Raw genomic sequence first — 15315 nt, forward strand, 5'->3', positions numbered from 1 at the left:
GCACGGCGGTCGCCGGAGATGCCCCGACAACAACTCCGGCGAACGCCCTTCCAACTACCAGGCCGCGAGCCCGGGCAGCTCCCCCGTCCTGCCCGGGCGCTCGCGGCCCGCACCCGGTTCGCGGTGCCGAGTTCCAAGGGGCCCAGATGCTCAAACACGTCCTGGATGTGGTGGATCTCCTCGACGATCCGTCGGTCACCGGCGCCCGCGTGGTCGCCCACCTCGACGAGGTGGCCGGCGAATCCGGGCTGGCCACCAGCACCACCGTTCAAGGCCACCAGGGCACGACCGACTTCGTGCAGGTCCGCATCCCCGGCACGCGGGGCAAGGCGGCCGGCGGCGACGCCCCGACGCTGGGCGTCGTCGGGCGGCTCGGCGGGATCGGCGCCCGCCCGGAGGTGACCGGGTTCGTCTCCGACGGCGACGGCGCCGCCGCGGCCATCGCGACCGCGGCGAAGCTGCTGTCGATGCGCGCTCGCGGCGACGTGCTCCCGGGCGACGTCCTGATCAGCACCCACGTGTGCCCCGACGCCCCGACCCGGCCGCACGAGCCGGTGCCGTTCATGGACTCCCCGGTGGGGATCGCGACCATGAACGCCCACGAGGTCAGCGACGACATGGACGCGGTGCTGTCCATCGACACCACCAAGGGCAACCGGATCATCAACCACAAGGGCCTGGCGCTGTCGCCGACGGTCAAGCAGGGCTGGGTGCTGCGGGTGTCGGACCGGCTGGGCACCCTGCTGGAGACCGTGACCGGCGAACCGCTGGTGACCTACCCGGTGACCACCCAGGACATCACGCCCTACGGCAACGGCGTCTACCACATCAACTCGATCCTGCAGCCGGCCACCGCGACCGCCGCGCCGGTCGTGGGCCTGGCGATCGTGGCCGCCACCGCCGTGCCCGGCTGCGCCACCGGCGCCAGCCACGAGACCGACATCGCGGCGGCCGCGCGCTACGCCGTCGAGGTCGCCAAGGAGTTCGGCGCGGGCCAGCTGGCCTTCCACGACCAGGCGGAGTTCGACCACCTCGTCGCGCGTTACGGCTCCCTCGCCCACCTGCAGACCATGGGCGACCTGCCCGCCGAGGAGGAATGATGGGCACGGCGCAGTCCGCCGAGGCCGCGCCGGGCAAGCAGATCGGCAACGACGACTACTCGCTGCGCCGCGTCCCCCAGGACGCGCGCTACGGGTTCGGGTCGATGCTGCTGCAGTGGCTCGGGCAGTCCGGTTCGCTCTCCCAGTTCGTGCTGGGTGCCTCGCTGGGCATCGCGATGGGGTTCTGGGACGCCTTCTGGGCGTTCACCCTCGGTGCGGTGCTGCTGGAGATCGTGATCTTCCTGGTCGGCCTGGCCGGTCAGCGCGAGGGCCTGGCGATGACCATGCTCACCCGCTTCGCCGGGTTCGGGCGCAACGGCTCGGCGCTGGTCAGCCTCGTCATCGCGATCAGCATGGTCGGCTGGTTCGGCGTGCAGAACGGCATCTTCGGCAAGAGCATGCAGTCGCTGGTCGGCGGCCCGGTCTGGCTGTGGTGCGCGATCTCCGGCGCGGTGCTGACCGCGCTGGTGATCTACGGGTTCAAGTACATGATGTGGCTGGCCAAGATCGCCGTGCCGCTGTTCTTCGCGCTGGTGGCCTGGAGCGTGATCAGCACGCTCTCCCAGCACTCCATCGGCGAGCTGATCGCCAAGGAGCCGACCGCGGCGGCGCTGTCCATCCCGGCGGCGGCGACCATCGTGGCGGGCGGGTTCATGTCCGGCGCTGTCGTGGCCCCCGACATGACCCGCTACAACCGCAAGGGCTGGCACGTCCTGCTGCAGAGCTCGTGCTCGATGATCCTCAGCGAGTACATCGTCGGCATGACGGGCGTGCTGCTCGGGCAGCTGGTCGGCAGCAAGGACGTCACCTCGATCGTGCTGTCCACGTCCGGGTTCGCCGGGCTGGTCATCGTGATCCTGTCCACCGCGAAGATCAACGACTGGAACCTCTACGCCTCCTCGCTGGGCGTCGTGAACTTCGCGGACACGGTCTTCGGCAAGCGCCTGCACCGCGCGACGGTGACGCTCGTGATCGGCGTGCTCGGCACCGTGCTGTCCGCGATGGGTTTCCTGGACCACTTCACGGAATTCCTGAAGATCCTCGGCGTGGCGATCCCGCCCATCGGCGGCATCATCGTCGCCGAGTACTGGGTGGCCCGCCGGATGCGCGGCGAGCTCGACCGCACCCGGCCGACCGGCACGCTGCCGGAGAAGGTGGCCACCTGGGTGCCCGCGACATTGGTGGTGTGGGCGGCCGGCTTCTGCGTCGGCCACTTCGTCGACGCGGGCATCCCGGCGCTCAACTCGCTGCTGACCGGATTCCTGCTCTACACGGTGCTCGCCTTCGCCGGGCTGGTGCGCCCGGTGGGGACCTCGACGCTGGAAGGACGCAAGTCATGAGCGTGCCCGAGGACGAGGTCGTCGACCTCTGCCGGGACCTGATCCGCATCGACACCTCCAACCCGACCAGCAACGAGCGCGCGGCGGCCGAGTACGTCGCGGCGAAGCTGGCCGAGGTCGGCATCGAGTCCACATTGGTCGAAAGCGCGCCGGGGCGGGCCAGCATGATCGCCCGCGTCGAGGGCGAGGACCCGTCGCGGGGCGCGCTGCTGATGCACGGCCACCTCGACGTGGTGCCGGCGGATGCGAGCGAGTGGACCTTCGACCCGTTCGGCGGCGAGATCCACGACGGCTGCCTGTGGGGCCGCGGCGCGATCGACATGAAGGACTTCGACGCGGTGATCCTCGCGGTGGCCAGGGAATTCGGCCGCACCGGCCGAAAACCGCCGCGGGACATCGTGTTCGGCTTCCTCGCCGACGAGGAGGACGGCGGCAAGTTCGGCTCGCACTGGCTGGTGCGCAACCGGCCGGAGCTGTTCGACGGCGTCACCGAGGCGATCACCGAGGGCGGCGGCGTGTCGTTCGACCTGGGCAACGGCCAGCGCCTGTACCCGATCGAGAACGCCCAGCGCGGCCAGGCGTGGCTGCGGCTGATCGCCACCGGCCGGGCCGGGCACGGCTCCTCGCCGAACGACGAGAACGCCGTCACCGACCTGGCGGAGTCGCTGGCCCGCATCGGCAGGCACCGGTTCCCGGTGCGGCTGATCGAGCCGGTGCGGGTGCTGCTGGAGCGGGCCGCCGAACTCCTCGGCACGGAATTCGATCCGTCCGATGTGGACGGCAGCTTGACGAAGATGGGCCCGGTGGCCGACCTGATCGACGTGATCCTGCGCAACTCGGCGAATCCCACCATGATCGAGGGCGGCTACCAGACCAACGTCATCCCGGGCCGGGCGACGGCCGCGGTGGACGGGCGGTTCCTGCCCGGCCACGAGCAGGAGCTGCTGGACACCATCGACTCCCTGCTGCTGCCGTCGGTGCGCCGCGAGTTCATCCACCACGACGTGGCGATGCAGACGGAGTTCTCCGGCACCCTGGTCGACGCGATGTGCGCGGCGATCCGGGCGGAGGACCCCGACGGCCACCCGACGCCGTACTGCAACGCGGGCGGCACCGACAACAAGGCGTTCGCCACGATCGGCATCAACGGGTTCGGCTTCAAGGCCCTCCGGGTGCCGCCGGAACTGCCGTACTCGCGGATGTTCCACGGGGTGGACGAACGAATCCCGCTGGAGTCGCTGCGCTTCTCCACCCGGGTGATGCAACGCCTCCTGCACACCTGCTGAGCCGCTGACAGCGAAGGGCGCCTCCGAGCGGGTCGGAGGCGCCCAACGCTTCGGGGTATCGCCGGTTACGGCTGGGGGAACTGCTCGGCGTAGGTCTTGACCGCCGTCGAGATCGCCTGGAAGTTGCGGTCCAGGGCCTGCTGGTCGACGTTGTCGACCGTGTCGCAGGACTGGTGGTAGCAGGAGTCGTAGGCCTCGCCGGCCTGGCCGCCCCACTTCTGCGCCTGCTCCGGCGTCTTCGTGCCCTCGGCGCCGGTGAAGGTGCCGCCCGCCGGGATGCCGACCTCGATGAACGGGCCGTAGTCGGAGCGGCCGTCGAAGTCCGTGCCCTCGGTTTCCACCCCGGACGTCGCGAGCGCGTCGTTGAGCAGCTTCTCGATCTCCGCCGAGCCCTCCGGGCCGGGGCCGGCTCCCTCGCCGTCGGAGTCGTCGCCGTCGTAGGTGAAGTAGCCGGCGTTCGGGGAGCCGACCATGTCGAAGTTCAGGTACGCGACGATCTGGCCGCGCTCCGCGTCGGACAGGCTCTGCACGTAGTGCGACGAGCCGACCAGGCCCTGCTCCTCGGCGCCCCAGAACGCGAAGCGCAGCTTGTTCTTCGGCGTCGCGCCGCTGCCCGCGTAGTCCAGGGCGGCCTGCAGGATCGCGGCCGAACCGGTGCCGTTGTCGTTGATCCCCGCGCCCCTGCTGACGCTGTCCAGGTGGGCGCCGAACATCACCACGCTGTTGGCGTCGCCGCCGGGGGTTTCGGCGAGCAGGTTGTACGTCGTGCCGCCGATGGCGTCGAATTCCTGGATCGTGGTGGCGAATCCGGCTGCGTCCAGCTGGGCCTTGACGTAGTCGAGCGAGGCCTTGTAGCCGGGCTGGCCCGCCGCCCGGTTGCCGCCGTTGGCCTCGGCGATCTTCTGCAGCTCCTGCAGGTGGTCCTGGACGGCGGTGACGCCGGTCAGCGGTGCGCTGGCCGCCGTGGCCGGCAACACCAGAGCGGACGCCACGGCCAGTGCCGCCGCGGTCGCCAGGAGTGGTCGTTTCGGCATGCTGCGCCCTTCCGTCGGTCGATCTTCGCCGCAGCGGAACGTAACGGCGCGACGCGACGCGATGGGCGTTTTGACGTGAACTCGCCGCCGGTGCCCGGAGCTCGTTTTTCCCGGCTTTGCCCGACTTCCGGCGAAGTGTTCGGCACGAGTCCATCCGGCCGACACGAGGAATCCACCGCCGGTGCGGCCGTTCGGCCTAATTTCACGGGGCCAACCGGCCAGCACAGGAGGAATCAGCGCTCATGGATCGCCGATCGTTCATCGTCGGGACGGGTGGCGCGCTCGCCGCCACCACCGTCCTCAGCTCCACCGCGCACGCGGCGCCGCCGCCGCAGGCCGGCGGCAAGGTGCGCTTCAACATCATCAGCGACATCCAGGGCGACCTCGGCGATTTCGGCAAGGCGCTGGACGACCTGGCCCGGATCAACCCGGGCAGCGCGGGGCTGGGCATCGCGGGCGACATCACGCCGCGCGGTTACGACTTCGAGTACGCGGCCGTGAAGTCCACATTGGACAAGCACGCGCACCCGCAGGAGGTCGCCTGGGCGATCGGCAACCACGAGTTCTACGTGCCGAAGTGGCGCGACCCCGACACGCTCGCGCAGGAGACCTGGCCCAACGGCACCACAGAGGACTCGCTGTTCCGCAGTTTCTTCAACTTCGCCGGCCGCAACACCATCTTCGCGGAGCACTCCTTCGGCGGGATCCCGGTGCTGAGCATCGGGACCGAGCGGTACTCCCACTACCACGACCCGAAGCTGTGGGACGAGGTGTGGATCAGCGACCAGCAGTTCAACTGGCTGGAGCAGCGGCTCGACCACTGGGCGCGGTGGCGCAAGCCGGTCATGGTGCTGACCCACCACCCGCTGCCGAACACCGTCTCCGGCACGCACAACAAGCTCTACCTCAACGACTACCTGCAGTCCGACCGGCTGCTGGGGATCCTCGGCCGCCACCGCGACGTGTTCCTGTTCTCCGGGCACACGCACTGGAACCTCGAACTGTCCGACTGGGTGGTGCGCCGGGTGGTGCCGGGCACCGGCAACCTGGAGGGCTTCACCGTGGTCAACACGGGCGCGATCCAGGTCGGCTGGCAGGACGACGGCAAGGGTGGCGAGGTGTCCCTGGGCGGCGCGTTCAACCAGGGCCTGCAGGTCGAGGTCGACGCGCGCAACGTGGTCATCATGGCGCGCGACTTCACCACCGGTACCTGGCTGAAGCAGATCACCATCCCACTGCACAACGGCTCGTAAGCGGCGTGGCTTCGGTCCGGCCGCCGGGCTGGCTATCCTTCAGGCGCAGGCCGAGCCGAGGGGGCGCCGTGGGCGAGTCAGGCGGCCGGGCGCGCGGCCCGGCCAAGGAGCACCGCACCGTCAGCCGGGTGACCACCATCCTGGAGACCGTGGCCGCCGACCCGCACGGGGTGCGGCTGAGCGTGCTCGCCGGGGCGCTGGACGCGCCGAAGACCTCGGTGCACGGCCTGGTGAAGGGCCTGGTGGCGACCGGGTACCTGCAGGAGCAGGGCGGCGCCTACCTGCTGGGACCGGCCGTCGGCGCGCTGCTGCCGACCCCGGGCACGCCCCTGGTGGACGCGGCCCGGCCGGCGATGCAGAAGCTGCGCGCGGAGTTCGACGAGACCGTCATGATCGGCACGCTCGTGGGTGACTCGGTGGTGTACCTGGAGTCCATCGAGTCCACCCAGCTCATCCGCTATTCGGCGCCGCTGCGCAAGCGGCGCCCGCTCTACCCGACGAGCATCGGCAAGTGCCTGCTCGCGAACCTCGACCGCGCCTCCCGCGAGGCGTACCTGCGCGAACACTTCCCCGATCCCGACGAGCGGGACCGGGTCGAGCGCGAGCTCGCGGACATCGCCGCCGACGGCGTCGCCTACAACCGGGGCGAGACGGTGCCGGACGTGTCCGCGGTGGCCGGACCGGTGCTGTCGCACCGCGCCGACGCCGGCACCGCCGCGGTGTCGATCGCCGGGCCGACGACGCGGGTGGCCGACCGGCTCGACGAGATGGCCGCCGCGGTGCGCACGGCGGTTCAGGAGATCACCTACCGGCTCCGCTGACCGAGGCCGCGATCACAATTCCCGCCCCGGGGCCTTGACCTCGACCTTGCTCGAACTCCTAGCGTTGCGGCCGCAACCCGGAAAACGGCGCAGGGAGAAGGAATGCACGCGATTCGGCAGTACGAGTTCGGCCCCGCCGAGGTCCTCCGCTACGAGGAGGTGCCCGACCCGGTCCCCGGCCCCGGGCAGGTGCGCATCGCGGTCGCGGCCGCCGGCGTGCACGTCATCGACACCGCGATCCGGCAGGGCATGTCGCACGGGCCGTTCGCGCGGTACGAGCTGCCGATGACGCCGGGCCGGGAGGTCGCCGGGGTCGTCGACGAGCTCGGCGCGGGCGTCGACGCGGAGTGGCTGGGCCGGCGCGTCGTCACCCACCTCGGCATGGCCAGCGGCGGCTACGCCGAGCTCGCGGTCCGCGACGTCGAGGCGCTGCAGGCGCTGCCCGACGACGTCGGCTTCGACGCCGCGGTCGCGATGATCGGCACCGGCCGGACGACGATGTCCATCCTGCGCATCGCGCGGCCGACCGCCGACGACGTCGTGCTGATCACCTCGGCCGCCGGGGGCATCGGCGCGTTGGCGGTGCAGCACGCCCGCAACATCGGCGCGACGGTGGTGGGCGCGGCCGGCGGGCCGGCGAAGGTCGCCAAGGTGCGGGAGCTGGGCGCCGACGTCGCCGTCGACTACACCGCGCCGGGCTGGTCGGAGGCTGTGCGCCACGCGCTCGACGGGCGCGAGGTGAGCCTCGTGCTCGACGGAGCCGGCGGCGAGTACGGCCGGGCGGCCTTCGACCTGCTCGGAGCCGGCGGCCGGATCACGATGTACGGCAGGGAATTCGGCGAGCACCGGTTCACCTCCGACGACCTGATCGCCCGCTCGGTGGCCGCGAACGTGGCCCTCGGCCCGAACCTGCTGAAGGTGCCCGGCGGCATGCGGGCGCTGGAGGACGAGGCGTTGGCCGCGCTCGCCGACGGCAGCCTGCAGCCGCTGGTCGGCACGCCGTTCGCGCTTGCCGACGCGGCGAAGGCGCACGCGGCGTTGGAGAACCGCGAGACCTACGGCAAGGTGGTGCTGCGACCCCACCCGTGATCAAGATCGTATGGCGGATACCGACCGGTTTGTCGTAAAGTGCGGGCCTGGGGCGCATCCGGTCAGATCAACACGCTCCCAGGAGGTAGGACCGTGGAACAGGTGGTTCTGCTCGACGAATCCGGCAACGCGATCGGGGTCGAGGACAAGGCGATCGTCCACCATCGACAGACGCCGCTGCACCTGGCCTTCTCCTGCTACGTGTTCAACGATCGCGGCGAGTTCCTGCTGACGCAGCGGGCGCACCACAAGCGCACCTTCCCGAGCGTGTGGACCAACACCTGCTGCGGCCACCCCGCGCCCGCGGAGGACATGAAGGCCGCGATCATCCGGCGGCTCGGCGAAGAGCTCGGGCTCACCGTGCACGGCTTGGAGCTCGTGCTGCCCGGCTTCCAGTACCGCGCCACGATGCCCAACGGCGTGGTGGAGAACGAGAAGTGCCCGGTGTTCGTCGCCTTCACCGGCAGCACGCCGGAGCCGAACCCGGACGAGGTCGCCGAAACCCGCTGGGTGGACTGGGCGGAGTTCAGCTCCGCGGTGCTCGCCGGCGAGTCCGAGGTGTCGCCGTGGTGCTCGCTGCAGGTCCGCCAGCTGGCCGAGCTGGGCCCGGAACCGGCCCGGTGGCCCAAGGGTTCGCCGGCGGGCCTGCCGCCCGCCGCCCACGTGAGCTGACCCCGCATTGCGGACTCCCCCTCTCCGGTCAAGTCAGCCGAAGCCGACCTGACCGGAGACGGGGTAGGTCGGTCAGGTGGCCGCCGCCTTCGGCCGCAGCTCCCGCGACCAGCTCCACTCCCCCGGCTCCGGCGCGCCGATCAGCCTCAGGCCCGCACCGCGCAGCGTTCGCGCGATCGCGGTGTTGTCGACGTGGGTCTGCGCGGTGAGCGCGCCGATCCCGAGTTCCTCGGCCTGCTCGACCAGCTTCCGCGCCAGCGCCGTGCCGACGCCCTGCCGCTGCCAGTCGTCCCGGACCAGCAGCGCCAGCTCGCCGGAATCGCCGTCGTACATCAGGTTTCCCATGCCGACCACCTCGCCGTCCGGCGCCAGCGCGAGCAGCGAGCGGCCCAGCGCCGGGGTCAGCAGGCGCAGCAGGCCGCGTTCCCCCTGCCCCGGCCCGGGGCTGAAGTAGCGCCGGTAGCGGGCCGCGCTGGAACACCTCTCGTGGAACTCCGAAACCAGTTCCACGTCCGACCGGTCCGCCGGCCGGATCGTCAGCTCCGCCCCGCTCGCGGCGCGCGCGACGTCCGGCACCGGCCGCACCCGCGCCCGGCAGCTCGCGGCCAGCTCGACCACCGCCCGCGCCCGCGCGAACTCCGCCGGGGTGAACGCCCCGCCGGGCCGCTCCAGCACCAGGACCCCGCCGCCCGGATCCGCCAAGCGCATCTCGCGGCCGGCGGGCGAACCGGCCTCCTCCTGCCACTGGACCGTCACCTGCCCGAGCAGCGCGCGCAGCGCCCGGACCAGGTCGGTGCGGCCGTTGACCAGGTCGATCGCCAGGTTCGCGGTCCGCGTCGGCACGTCGTCGAGCTCGCGCACGTCCGCCCGCACCGCGGTCACGTCCCGGCCGCCGGCGGCCTCGACCGCGGCGACCAGTTCCCGCCCGCTGACCCGCGACGGCACGTGCAGCAGCACCTCGTCGACCACCCCACCGGCGACGGGGTGGACCTGCATGGTCCGGATGTCCGCGCCGAGCGCGGCCAGGCCGCCGGCCAGGTGCGCCAGCCGGCCCGGCGTGTCGGTCACCGACGCGCGCAGCCGCCACAGCGTCTGCTGCACGCTCACGATCTCCGGAACCCGCACCTCGGGCACGACGGGCACCTGCCGCCGACGCCACCACCACCGACCGGCGGCCGCCACCAGCAGGACGGCGCCGATGGACAGCAGCGCCAGCGGCCCGCGGCCCTGCGCCCCGGTCGCGAACAGGTTCGCCGCCCCCGCCGCCAGGAACAGCGCGGCCAGCTCGATGAGTTCGCGGGTCCAGTCCCCGCGATGCTGCCGGGAAGTCATGCCACCATGCTTCCCCCGCCGTATTGCAGGCGCTTGACCTGGGATGACGGTGCGGTTAACGGACCGATGTCACATCTCGTTGCGCACCAGCACCCCGTCGCGCATGATCAACGACAGGCGGCGCTCGGGGTCGGTGAGCACGCCGATGTCCTCCAGCGGGTTGCCGTCGACGACCAGCAGGTCCGCATAGGCGCCTGGCACGATCTCGCCGATCTGGCCGACCATCCCGGCGATCTCGGCGCCGGTGATCGTGGCCGCGCGGACGATCTCCACCGGCCGCTGCACCTGGGCGCGCAGGCTGAACTCGGCGAGCTGGTAGGCGTGCAGCTCGCCGTGCAGATCGGTGCCGTACCCGATCTTCAGCCCCGCCCGGTCGGCCAGCTCCAGCGCGTGCAGCCCCGCGTCGATCACGTCGTGCAGCTTCCGCCTGTTCTCCTCCGGCAACGCGCGCGGCGCGTCGTCGCGCGTCAGCGCGTGGTAGGTGGCCAGCGTCGGCACGTAGAACGCTTGGTGCTGCTGGAAAAGCTCGACGCTCGACTCGTCCATCAGGTTGCCGTGCTCGATGGTGCGCACGCCGCAGCGCAGCGCGCGGTTCACCGCCTCGGCCGTGTAGGCGTGCCCGGCCACGTAGCGGTGCGCCAGGTTCGCCTCGTCGACCGCCGCCCGGATCTCCGGCTCGGAATAGCCGAGGGCGTCGATCCGCATCGAGGACACCACGCCGCCGCTGACGGTCAGCTTGATGTGGTGCGCGCCGAGCGCCATCTGCTCGCGGATCGCCCGCCGCAGCTCGACCTCGCCGTCGCAGATCCGGGTCAGGCCGTGGCCGCCGGTCGGCGCGATGATCGGGCCGCCGAACAGCACGCGCGGCCCGCGGAACAGGCCCTCCGCCACGGCGCGGGCGACGCCGTGATCGGCGCCGCCCATGTCGCGGACCGTGGTGAAGCCGCGCATCAGCATCTGGTCCAGCACCTGGCCCACCCGCGCCGCGGCGTAGTACGGCGACCACGACTTCAGCTCGGCGAAGTCCGCGCTCGCCTGGGTGGCGTGGACGTGCGAGTCGATCAGGCCCGGCATGAGCACCCGCCCGCGCACGTCGATCTCCTCCGCCGCGCGCACCGGCTCGTCGGTGACCTCGACGATCCGGCCGTCGGCGACCACCACCGACCTGTCCGGCAGCAACTCGCCGGCGCGGGGGTCCAGCACCGTCCCGTTGCGGAACACGATTCGCGAGGTCACGCCTGGATCTCCTTCTGCTGTTGACCGCGCGCGGCGGTCCCGGTCAATTCCTCCAACGTGCGGCCGCTGGTGCTGACGCCGAACACCAGCACGCCCAGTGCGCCGGCCACGAGCGCGCCGGTCACCATCGTGAAGACGCCGCCGAACCCGATCGACGCGTAGAGCACGCCGATGATGATCGGCGCGACGATGCCGCCGATGCGGCCGAACGCCGACGCCGCACCGGTACCGGTCGCCCGCATGCGCGTCGGGTACACCTCGGGCGTGTAGGCGTACAGCGCCGCGTAGGTGCCGTTCATGAAGAACGAGAGCAGCGCGCCGAAGATCAGCACCTGGGCGTCGGCGCTGCCCTGCGACAGCAGGAAGGCGGCGATCGCACCGCCGGTGAGGTAGCCGGCGATGGTGCGCTTTCGGTCCAGCCGCTCGCTCAGGTAGGCGGCCGAGTAGTAGCCCGGCACCTGGGCGATGGTGATCAGCAGGGAGTAGGTGAAGCTCTTCGACATCGTCATGCCCTGCTGCACCAGCAGCGACGGGATCCAGGTGAAGAACCCGTAGTAGGCGAAGGTGAGGCTGATCCACAGCAGCCACAGCACGGCCGTGCGCCGCGCCATCCCGCCCAGCCACAGCCCGGCGATGCGCGACCCCGCGCCGCTTCGCTCCGCGGCCCGCACCGGCTCCGGCCCGGCCTGCTCCTCGACCGGCGGCAGCGGTTTCCCGGTGGCCCGCTCGACCCGCTCTTCCAGCTGCGCGACAACGGTTTCCGCCTCGTCCAGACGGCCCTGATCGATGAGCCAGCGCGGCGATTCGGGCAGCGCGCGGCGCCACCACAGCAGCATCAGCAGCGGCGCGGCGGTGACCAGCTGCGCCACCCGCCAGCCGTCCGGGAACGCCGGGACGAAGAAGGTGCCCAGCAGCGCCGCCGCGATGTAGCCGAGCGAGAAGAACCCCGCGATCGAGCCGACGAACAGGCCGCGGATCCGGCCGGGCACGAACTCCGACATGAACGCCGGGATGATCGCGGCCTCGGCCCCGACCCCGATCCCCGCGATCAGCCTGGCGACGAAGAAGAAACCCCAGTCCGGGGCGAAGGCCGCCGCGACGGTGGCGACGCAGTACACGGCGAGCGCGTACATCATGATCCGCCGTCGGCCGATCGCGTCGCCGGCCAGCCCGGCCGACAGCGCGCCGATCATGATCCCGATCAGCAGCGAACTGCCGAGCAGCCCGGTCTGCCACGGCGCGAGCCCCCACAGCGGGGTGACGGCCGGGAGCACGTACGACACCAGCGAGCCGTCCATGCCGTCGAAGGCGATGCCCAGGCCGCCCATGAGCATCAGCCGGAAGTGCGGCCGGGAGACGGGAAGTCTTTCGAGACGGGCCAGCAGCGCAGGACCCGCCGGGGAGTTGGTCGACATGGCACCTCCTCCGGAGGCCCCCACCGGACCTCGATGCGTTGGAACCCTAGTCGCATGTTTCTGTGCAAACAAGGCTCAATGCATGATCTTGTGCATCAGGGCAGAATGGGGTCATGACCGGTGAAGGCGCCAACGTCGCGCAGTGGCTCGACGAGCTGATCTCGGAAACGCGCCTGGGCCCCAAGGCGGCACGGGTCCGCGACGTGCTCACCACCCAGCCGACGTACTGCTCCTACGCCACCGCCGCCGAAGTCGCCGACCGGGCCGAGGTCAACGGCGCCACGGTCGTCCGCTTCGCGCAGGCTCTCGGCTACCCCGGATGGCCACAACTCCAGGCTGATCTGCGCGGCGTCTACCTCGCGCACCGCTACGAGCAGCCGGCCTCGCCCGGCGACGGGAGCATGCTGGCGTCGGTGTTCGCCCGCGACGCCGAGAACCTCAGGTCCCTGGAGCACTCCTTCGACTACGCCGCGGCCCGCGCCGTCGTCGCGGCCATCCGCGAAGCACGGCGAACACTGGTCGTCGCCTCCGGAACCCACGGCGTCGCCGCGGCCGCGTTCGCGATGCTGGCGGCCAGCCGCGGCCTGCCCATCGCCCACGAGGACCGCGGCGGACCCCACCTCGCCAACGCCCTCGCCTCCCTCGACGGCCAGGACTGCCTGGTGGCGTGGAGCTTCTGGCAGCACTACCGGGAAACCGTCGACGCGATCCACCTGGCGCGCACCGCCGGGGCCGCGACGTGCGTCATCACCGACACCGTTCAGTCCCCCGCCGCGAACGCCGCCGACCACGTGCTCGTCATCCCGACCGAAGGAATCGCGAACCTCCAGTCCATGACCGCGGCCACCAGCGTCGCCTACGCGCTGGTCGCGGAGCTGGCCGCCGGAGACCCCGAAGGCAGCCGGGAAGCCGCCCAGCGGGTCGACACCGTCTGGCGCGGACTGCGGCTGTTCGCCGAAGAATCAAGGCAGTGAGCGCAAGAACAAGTGTTGATCGCGGGGTAACGGGGCGAAAAGGATCGTCGTCGCAATTGACTCGCGGGTGACGGATTCATAGAGTGCCGAGCTGTGATCGCGGACATCGGGCGAACCGCCTGACGCGCACCACCCGATGTCCACACCGGACGCGCTTCCCGCGCCCGGCTCTCCCCCTCGAACGACGTGCCCGGGCACCGGTGTCCCCGGGCCGTCGGAACAGATTGCAACTCGCGAACGGAGATGTGCAACTGTGTTCCGAATTCCGCGCTGGCGAACCACGATGGCGCTCGCCGCAGCAACCTCCACGGTCCTCCTCGGCATCGCCGCACCGGCGAACTCCGCCCCACCGGAAGGCCCGGGGCAAGGCTCCTGCAAGACGTTCGACGACCCGCAGTGGAACGGCTGGACCGACCACGCCGAACTCGGCCGCACGCTGCGCAGCATCGAGAGCAGCTCGAAGGGGCGCGTGGCGGTCCAGCAGATCGGCACCAGCAAGCAGGGCCGCGAACTGTGGTCGGCGCGCGTGGGCACGGGCAAGCGCGTCCTGATGGTGCAGAGCGCCATCCACGGCAACGAGCGCACCGGAACCGAGGCGCTGATCGGCATCCTGCGAGACCTCGGCACGAGCAACGACGCGGCAACCCAGCAGCTCCTATCGTCCGTCACCCTGGTGGCGCTGCCGATGGTCAACCCGGACGGCGGAGAGCTCAACCGGCGCATGAACGTCGTGCCGTGGGACCAGGTCGTCGCCGACTACCCGCAGCTCGCGGGCGCACCGCGCGCCTGGTACCACGGCCTCAACGGCGACGGGATCGACCTGCCCGGCTTCGACCTGAACCGGGACTTCAACCCACGCCTGGACTACGTGCCGCAGCCCGGCGACCTGCCCGGCCAGCAGACCGGCGCGGGCTTCTTCCTCTCGCCGGAATCGCGGGCCATCCGGGACACCTACGTTGCCCTGCGCGACGAGTTCGGCGCTGTCGACGCCGTGGTCGACCTGCACCACATGGGCCCGTGCGAGCGGACCACCGGCGGGCCCCAGGACGGGAAGCTCATCTCGGTATCGCTGGACTACCCGCCCCTGGGCGTCGACGACGGCGCCGCCTACCAGGCCGAGTACCCGCTGCTCGACCAGGACAAGTCCCGGCGCTACGCGCTCGCCGTGGCTCGCGGGATCCAGAGCTCCTACGGCTCCCAGTCGCCGCTGGCCGGCGTGGGCCGGTACTTCCACCCCGACTCCCGGGAATACGCCGGGCAGGGCCGGTCCGCCTTCGCCCTGAACGGGTCCGCGACCGTGCTGTTCGAGGTCCGCGGGCAGCAGGACGACCTCGGGCAGAAGCAGCACGGGATGCTGATCCAGTCCGTTCGCACCGGGGTCGAGTCGCTGATCGGCGCCATGGCCTCCGGAGAGGTCGACCGGCTCGACGGCGGGGAGTTCTTCGGATTGCCGGATTACGGCTGGGATTCCAGTTCTGACTGATCGTCTTTGCCTTGCCCCGGGCCCCGGCTTTTTTTGGGGGGTCCGGGGTTTTGGTTTTTTTGGGGGGGTTGTTGGGGGGTGGGTTGGGGCTTTTGGGGTGTTGGGTGTTGGTTCGCGGGGCGGGTTTTCGTGTTTTGCTGGGGTGTTGTTCGGGGTTGGGACTTTTAGGGGTTCGGCATCTTTATGGGCCATCCCCGCGATGGGTGGATTGTGGGGGCTGCGGGTCGGAGGTCAAGCCCGGCCTCGCGGCCGCCCCTTCGGGGTTTCAGGCTTGACATCC

The 15315-nt window shown here is 71.1% G+C and carries 13 protein-coding genes; 9 read left to right on the plus strand and 4 right to left on the minus strand.

Translation table 11 applies throughout. The annotated features are described in order from the left end of the window. Positions 1-146: 146 nt before the first annotated feature. The 3 genes from ACWEV3_RS26530 to ACWEV3_RS26540 are packed head-to-tail and all read left to right on the plus strand — an operon-like array spanning position 147 to position 3726. Positions 147-1100, plus strand: a complete 954-nt coding sequence (locus tag ACWEV3_RS26530; RefSeq protein WP_358579629.1) for a DUF1177 domain-containing protein — start codon at positions 147-149, stop codon at positions 1098-1100. After that, entirely contained in the window at positions 1100-2440 is a 1341-nt protein-coding gene (locus ACWEV3_RS26535; RefSeq protein ID WP_452616493.1) for a cytosine permease, read from the plus strand. The genes ACWEV3_RS26530 and ACWEV3_RS26535 overlap by 1 nt, the downstream gene beginning before the upstream one ends. After that, positions 2437-3726, plus strand: coding sequence for a M20/M25/M40 family metallo-hydrolase (locus ACWEV3_RS26540; RefSeq protein WP_452616494.1), 1290 nt, complete (start codon positions 2437-2439; stop codon positions 3724-3726). The genes ACWEV3_RS26535 and ACWEV3_RS26540 overlap by 4 nt, the downstream gene beginning before the upstream one ends. 65 nt (positions 3727-3791) lie before the next feature. On the opposite strand, the gene ACWEV3_RS26545 is transcribed toward ACWEV3_RS26540, so the two are convergent. Beyond that, the gene (locus ACWEV3_RS26545) at positions 3792-4760 is read right to left on the minus strand and encodes a M28 family metallopeptidase (protein ID WP_358579641.1); all 969 of its coding nucleotides are present in this window, start codon (positions 4758-4760) and stop codon (positions 3792-3794) included. 242 nt (positions 4761-5002) lie between these two features. Between ACWEV3_RS26545 and ACWEV3_RS26550 the strand changes: the two genes are divergently transcribed. The 4 genes from ACWEV3_RS26550 (at position 5003) to idi (ending at position 8595) form a co-directional block, all read left to right on the plus strand. Then, positions 5003-6013 (plus strand): metallophosphoesterase family protein, encoded by a 1011-nt coding sequence (locus ACWEV3_RS26550; RefSeq protein WP_452616495.1) that lies wholly within the window; start codon positions 5003-5005, stop codon positions 6011-6013. 68 nt (positions 6014-6081) lie between these two features. After that, complete coding sequence (locus ACWEV3_RS26555) at positions 6082-6834, plus strand: IclR family transcriptional regulator (RefSeq protein WP_452616496.1); 753 nt, start codon at positions 6082-6084, stop codon at positions 6832-6834. A 102-nt stretch (positions 6835-6936) separates the two neighbouring features. Then, a complete protein-coding gene (locus ACWEV3_RS26560; protein ID WP_452616497.1) occupies positions 6937-7923 on the plus strand; it encodes a zinc-binding dehydrogenase in 987 nt (328 codons plus the stop codon). Between the two features lie 93 nt (positions 7924-8016). Next, positions 8017-8595, plus strand: coding sequence for an isopentenyl-diphosphate Delta-isomerase (gene idi / locus ACWEV3_RS26565; RefSeq protein ID WP_452616498.1), 579 nt, complete (start codon positions 8017-8019; stop codon positions 8593-8595). A gap of 72 nt (positions 8596-8667) precedes the next feature. Here idi and ACWEV3_RS26570 read toward each other — a convergent pair whose 3' ends face one another. The 3 genes from ACWEV3_RS26570 to ACWEV3_RS26580 all read right to left on the minus strand — a co-directional run bounded on the left by ACWEV3_RS26570 (position 8668) and on the right by ACWEV3_RS26580 (position 12578). Further along, on the minus strand, positions 8668-9927 hold the full coding sequence (locus ACWEV3_RS26570; protein WP_452616499.1) for a GNAT family N-acetyltransferase: 1260 nt from the start codon (positions 9925-9927) through the stop codon (positions 8668-8670). A gap of 69 nt (positions 9928-9996) precedes the next feature. After that, a complete protein-coding gene (locus ACWEV3_RS26575) occupies positions 9997-11163 on the minus strand; it encodes an amidohydrolase family protein (protein WP_452616500.1) in 1167 nt (388 codons plus the stop codon). Then, the gene (locus ACWEV3_RS26580; RefSeq protein ID WP_452616501.1) at positions 11160-12578 is read right to left on the minus strand and encodes an MFS transporter; all 1419 of its coding nucleotides are present in this window, start codon (positions 12576-12578) and stop codon (positions 11160-11162) included. Before ACWEV3_RS26580 ends, ACWEV3_RS26575 begins: the two co-directional genes overlap by 4 nt. 113 nt (positions 12579-12691) lie before the next feature. Here ACWEV3_RS26580 and ACWEV3_RS26585 point away from each other — a divergent pair, with 113 nt between their 5' ends. After that, on the plus strand, positions 12692-13552 hold the full coding sequence (locus ACWEV3_RS26585) for a MurR/RpiR family transcriptional regulator (protein WP_358579661.1): 861 nt from the start codon (positions 12692-12694) through the stop codon (positions 13550-13552). Positions 13553-13805: 253 nt separating this feature from the next. Then, positions 13806-15035 carry a M14 family zinc carboxypeptidase gene (locus tag ACWEV3_RS26590; protein WP_452616502.1) on the plus strand — a complete coding sequence of 410 codons (1230 nt, stop codon included), beginning with the start codon at positions 13806-13808 and terminating at the stop codon, positions 15033-15035. Positions 15036-15315: the final 280 nt, after the last annotated feature.

Source organism: Saccharopolyspora sp. NPDC003752, from assembly GCF_053605825.1.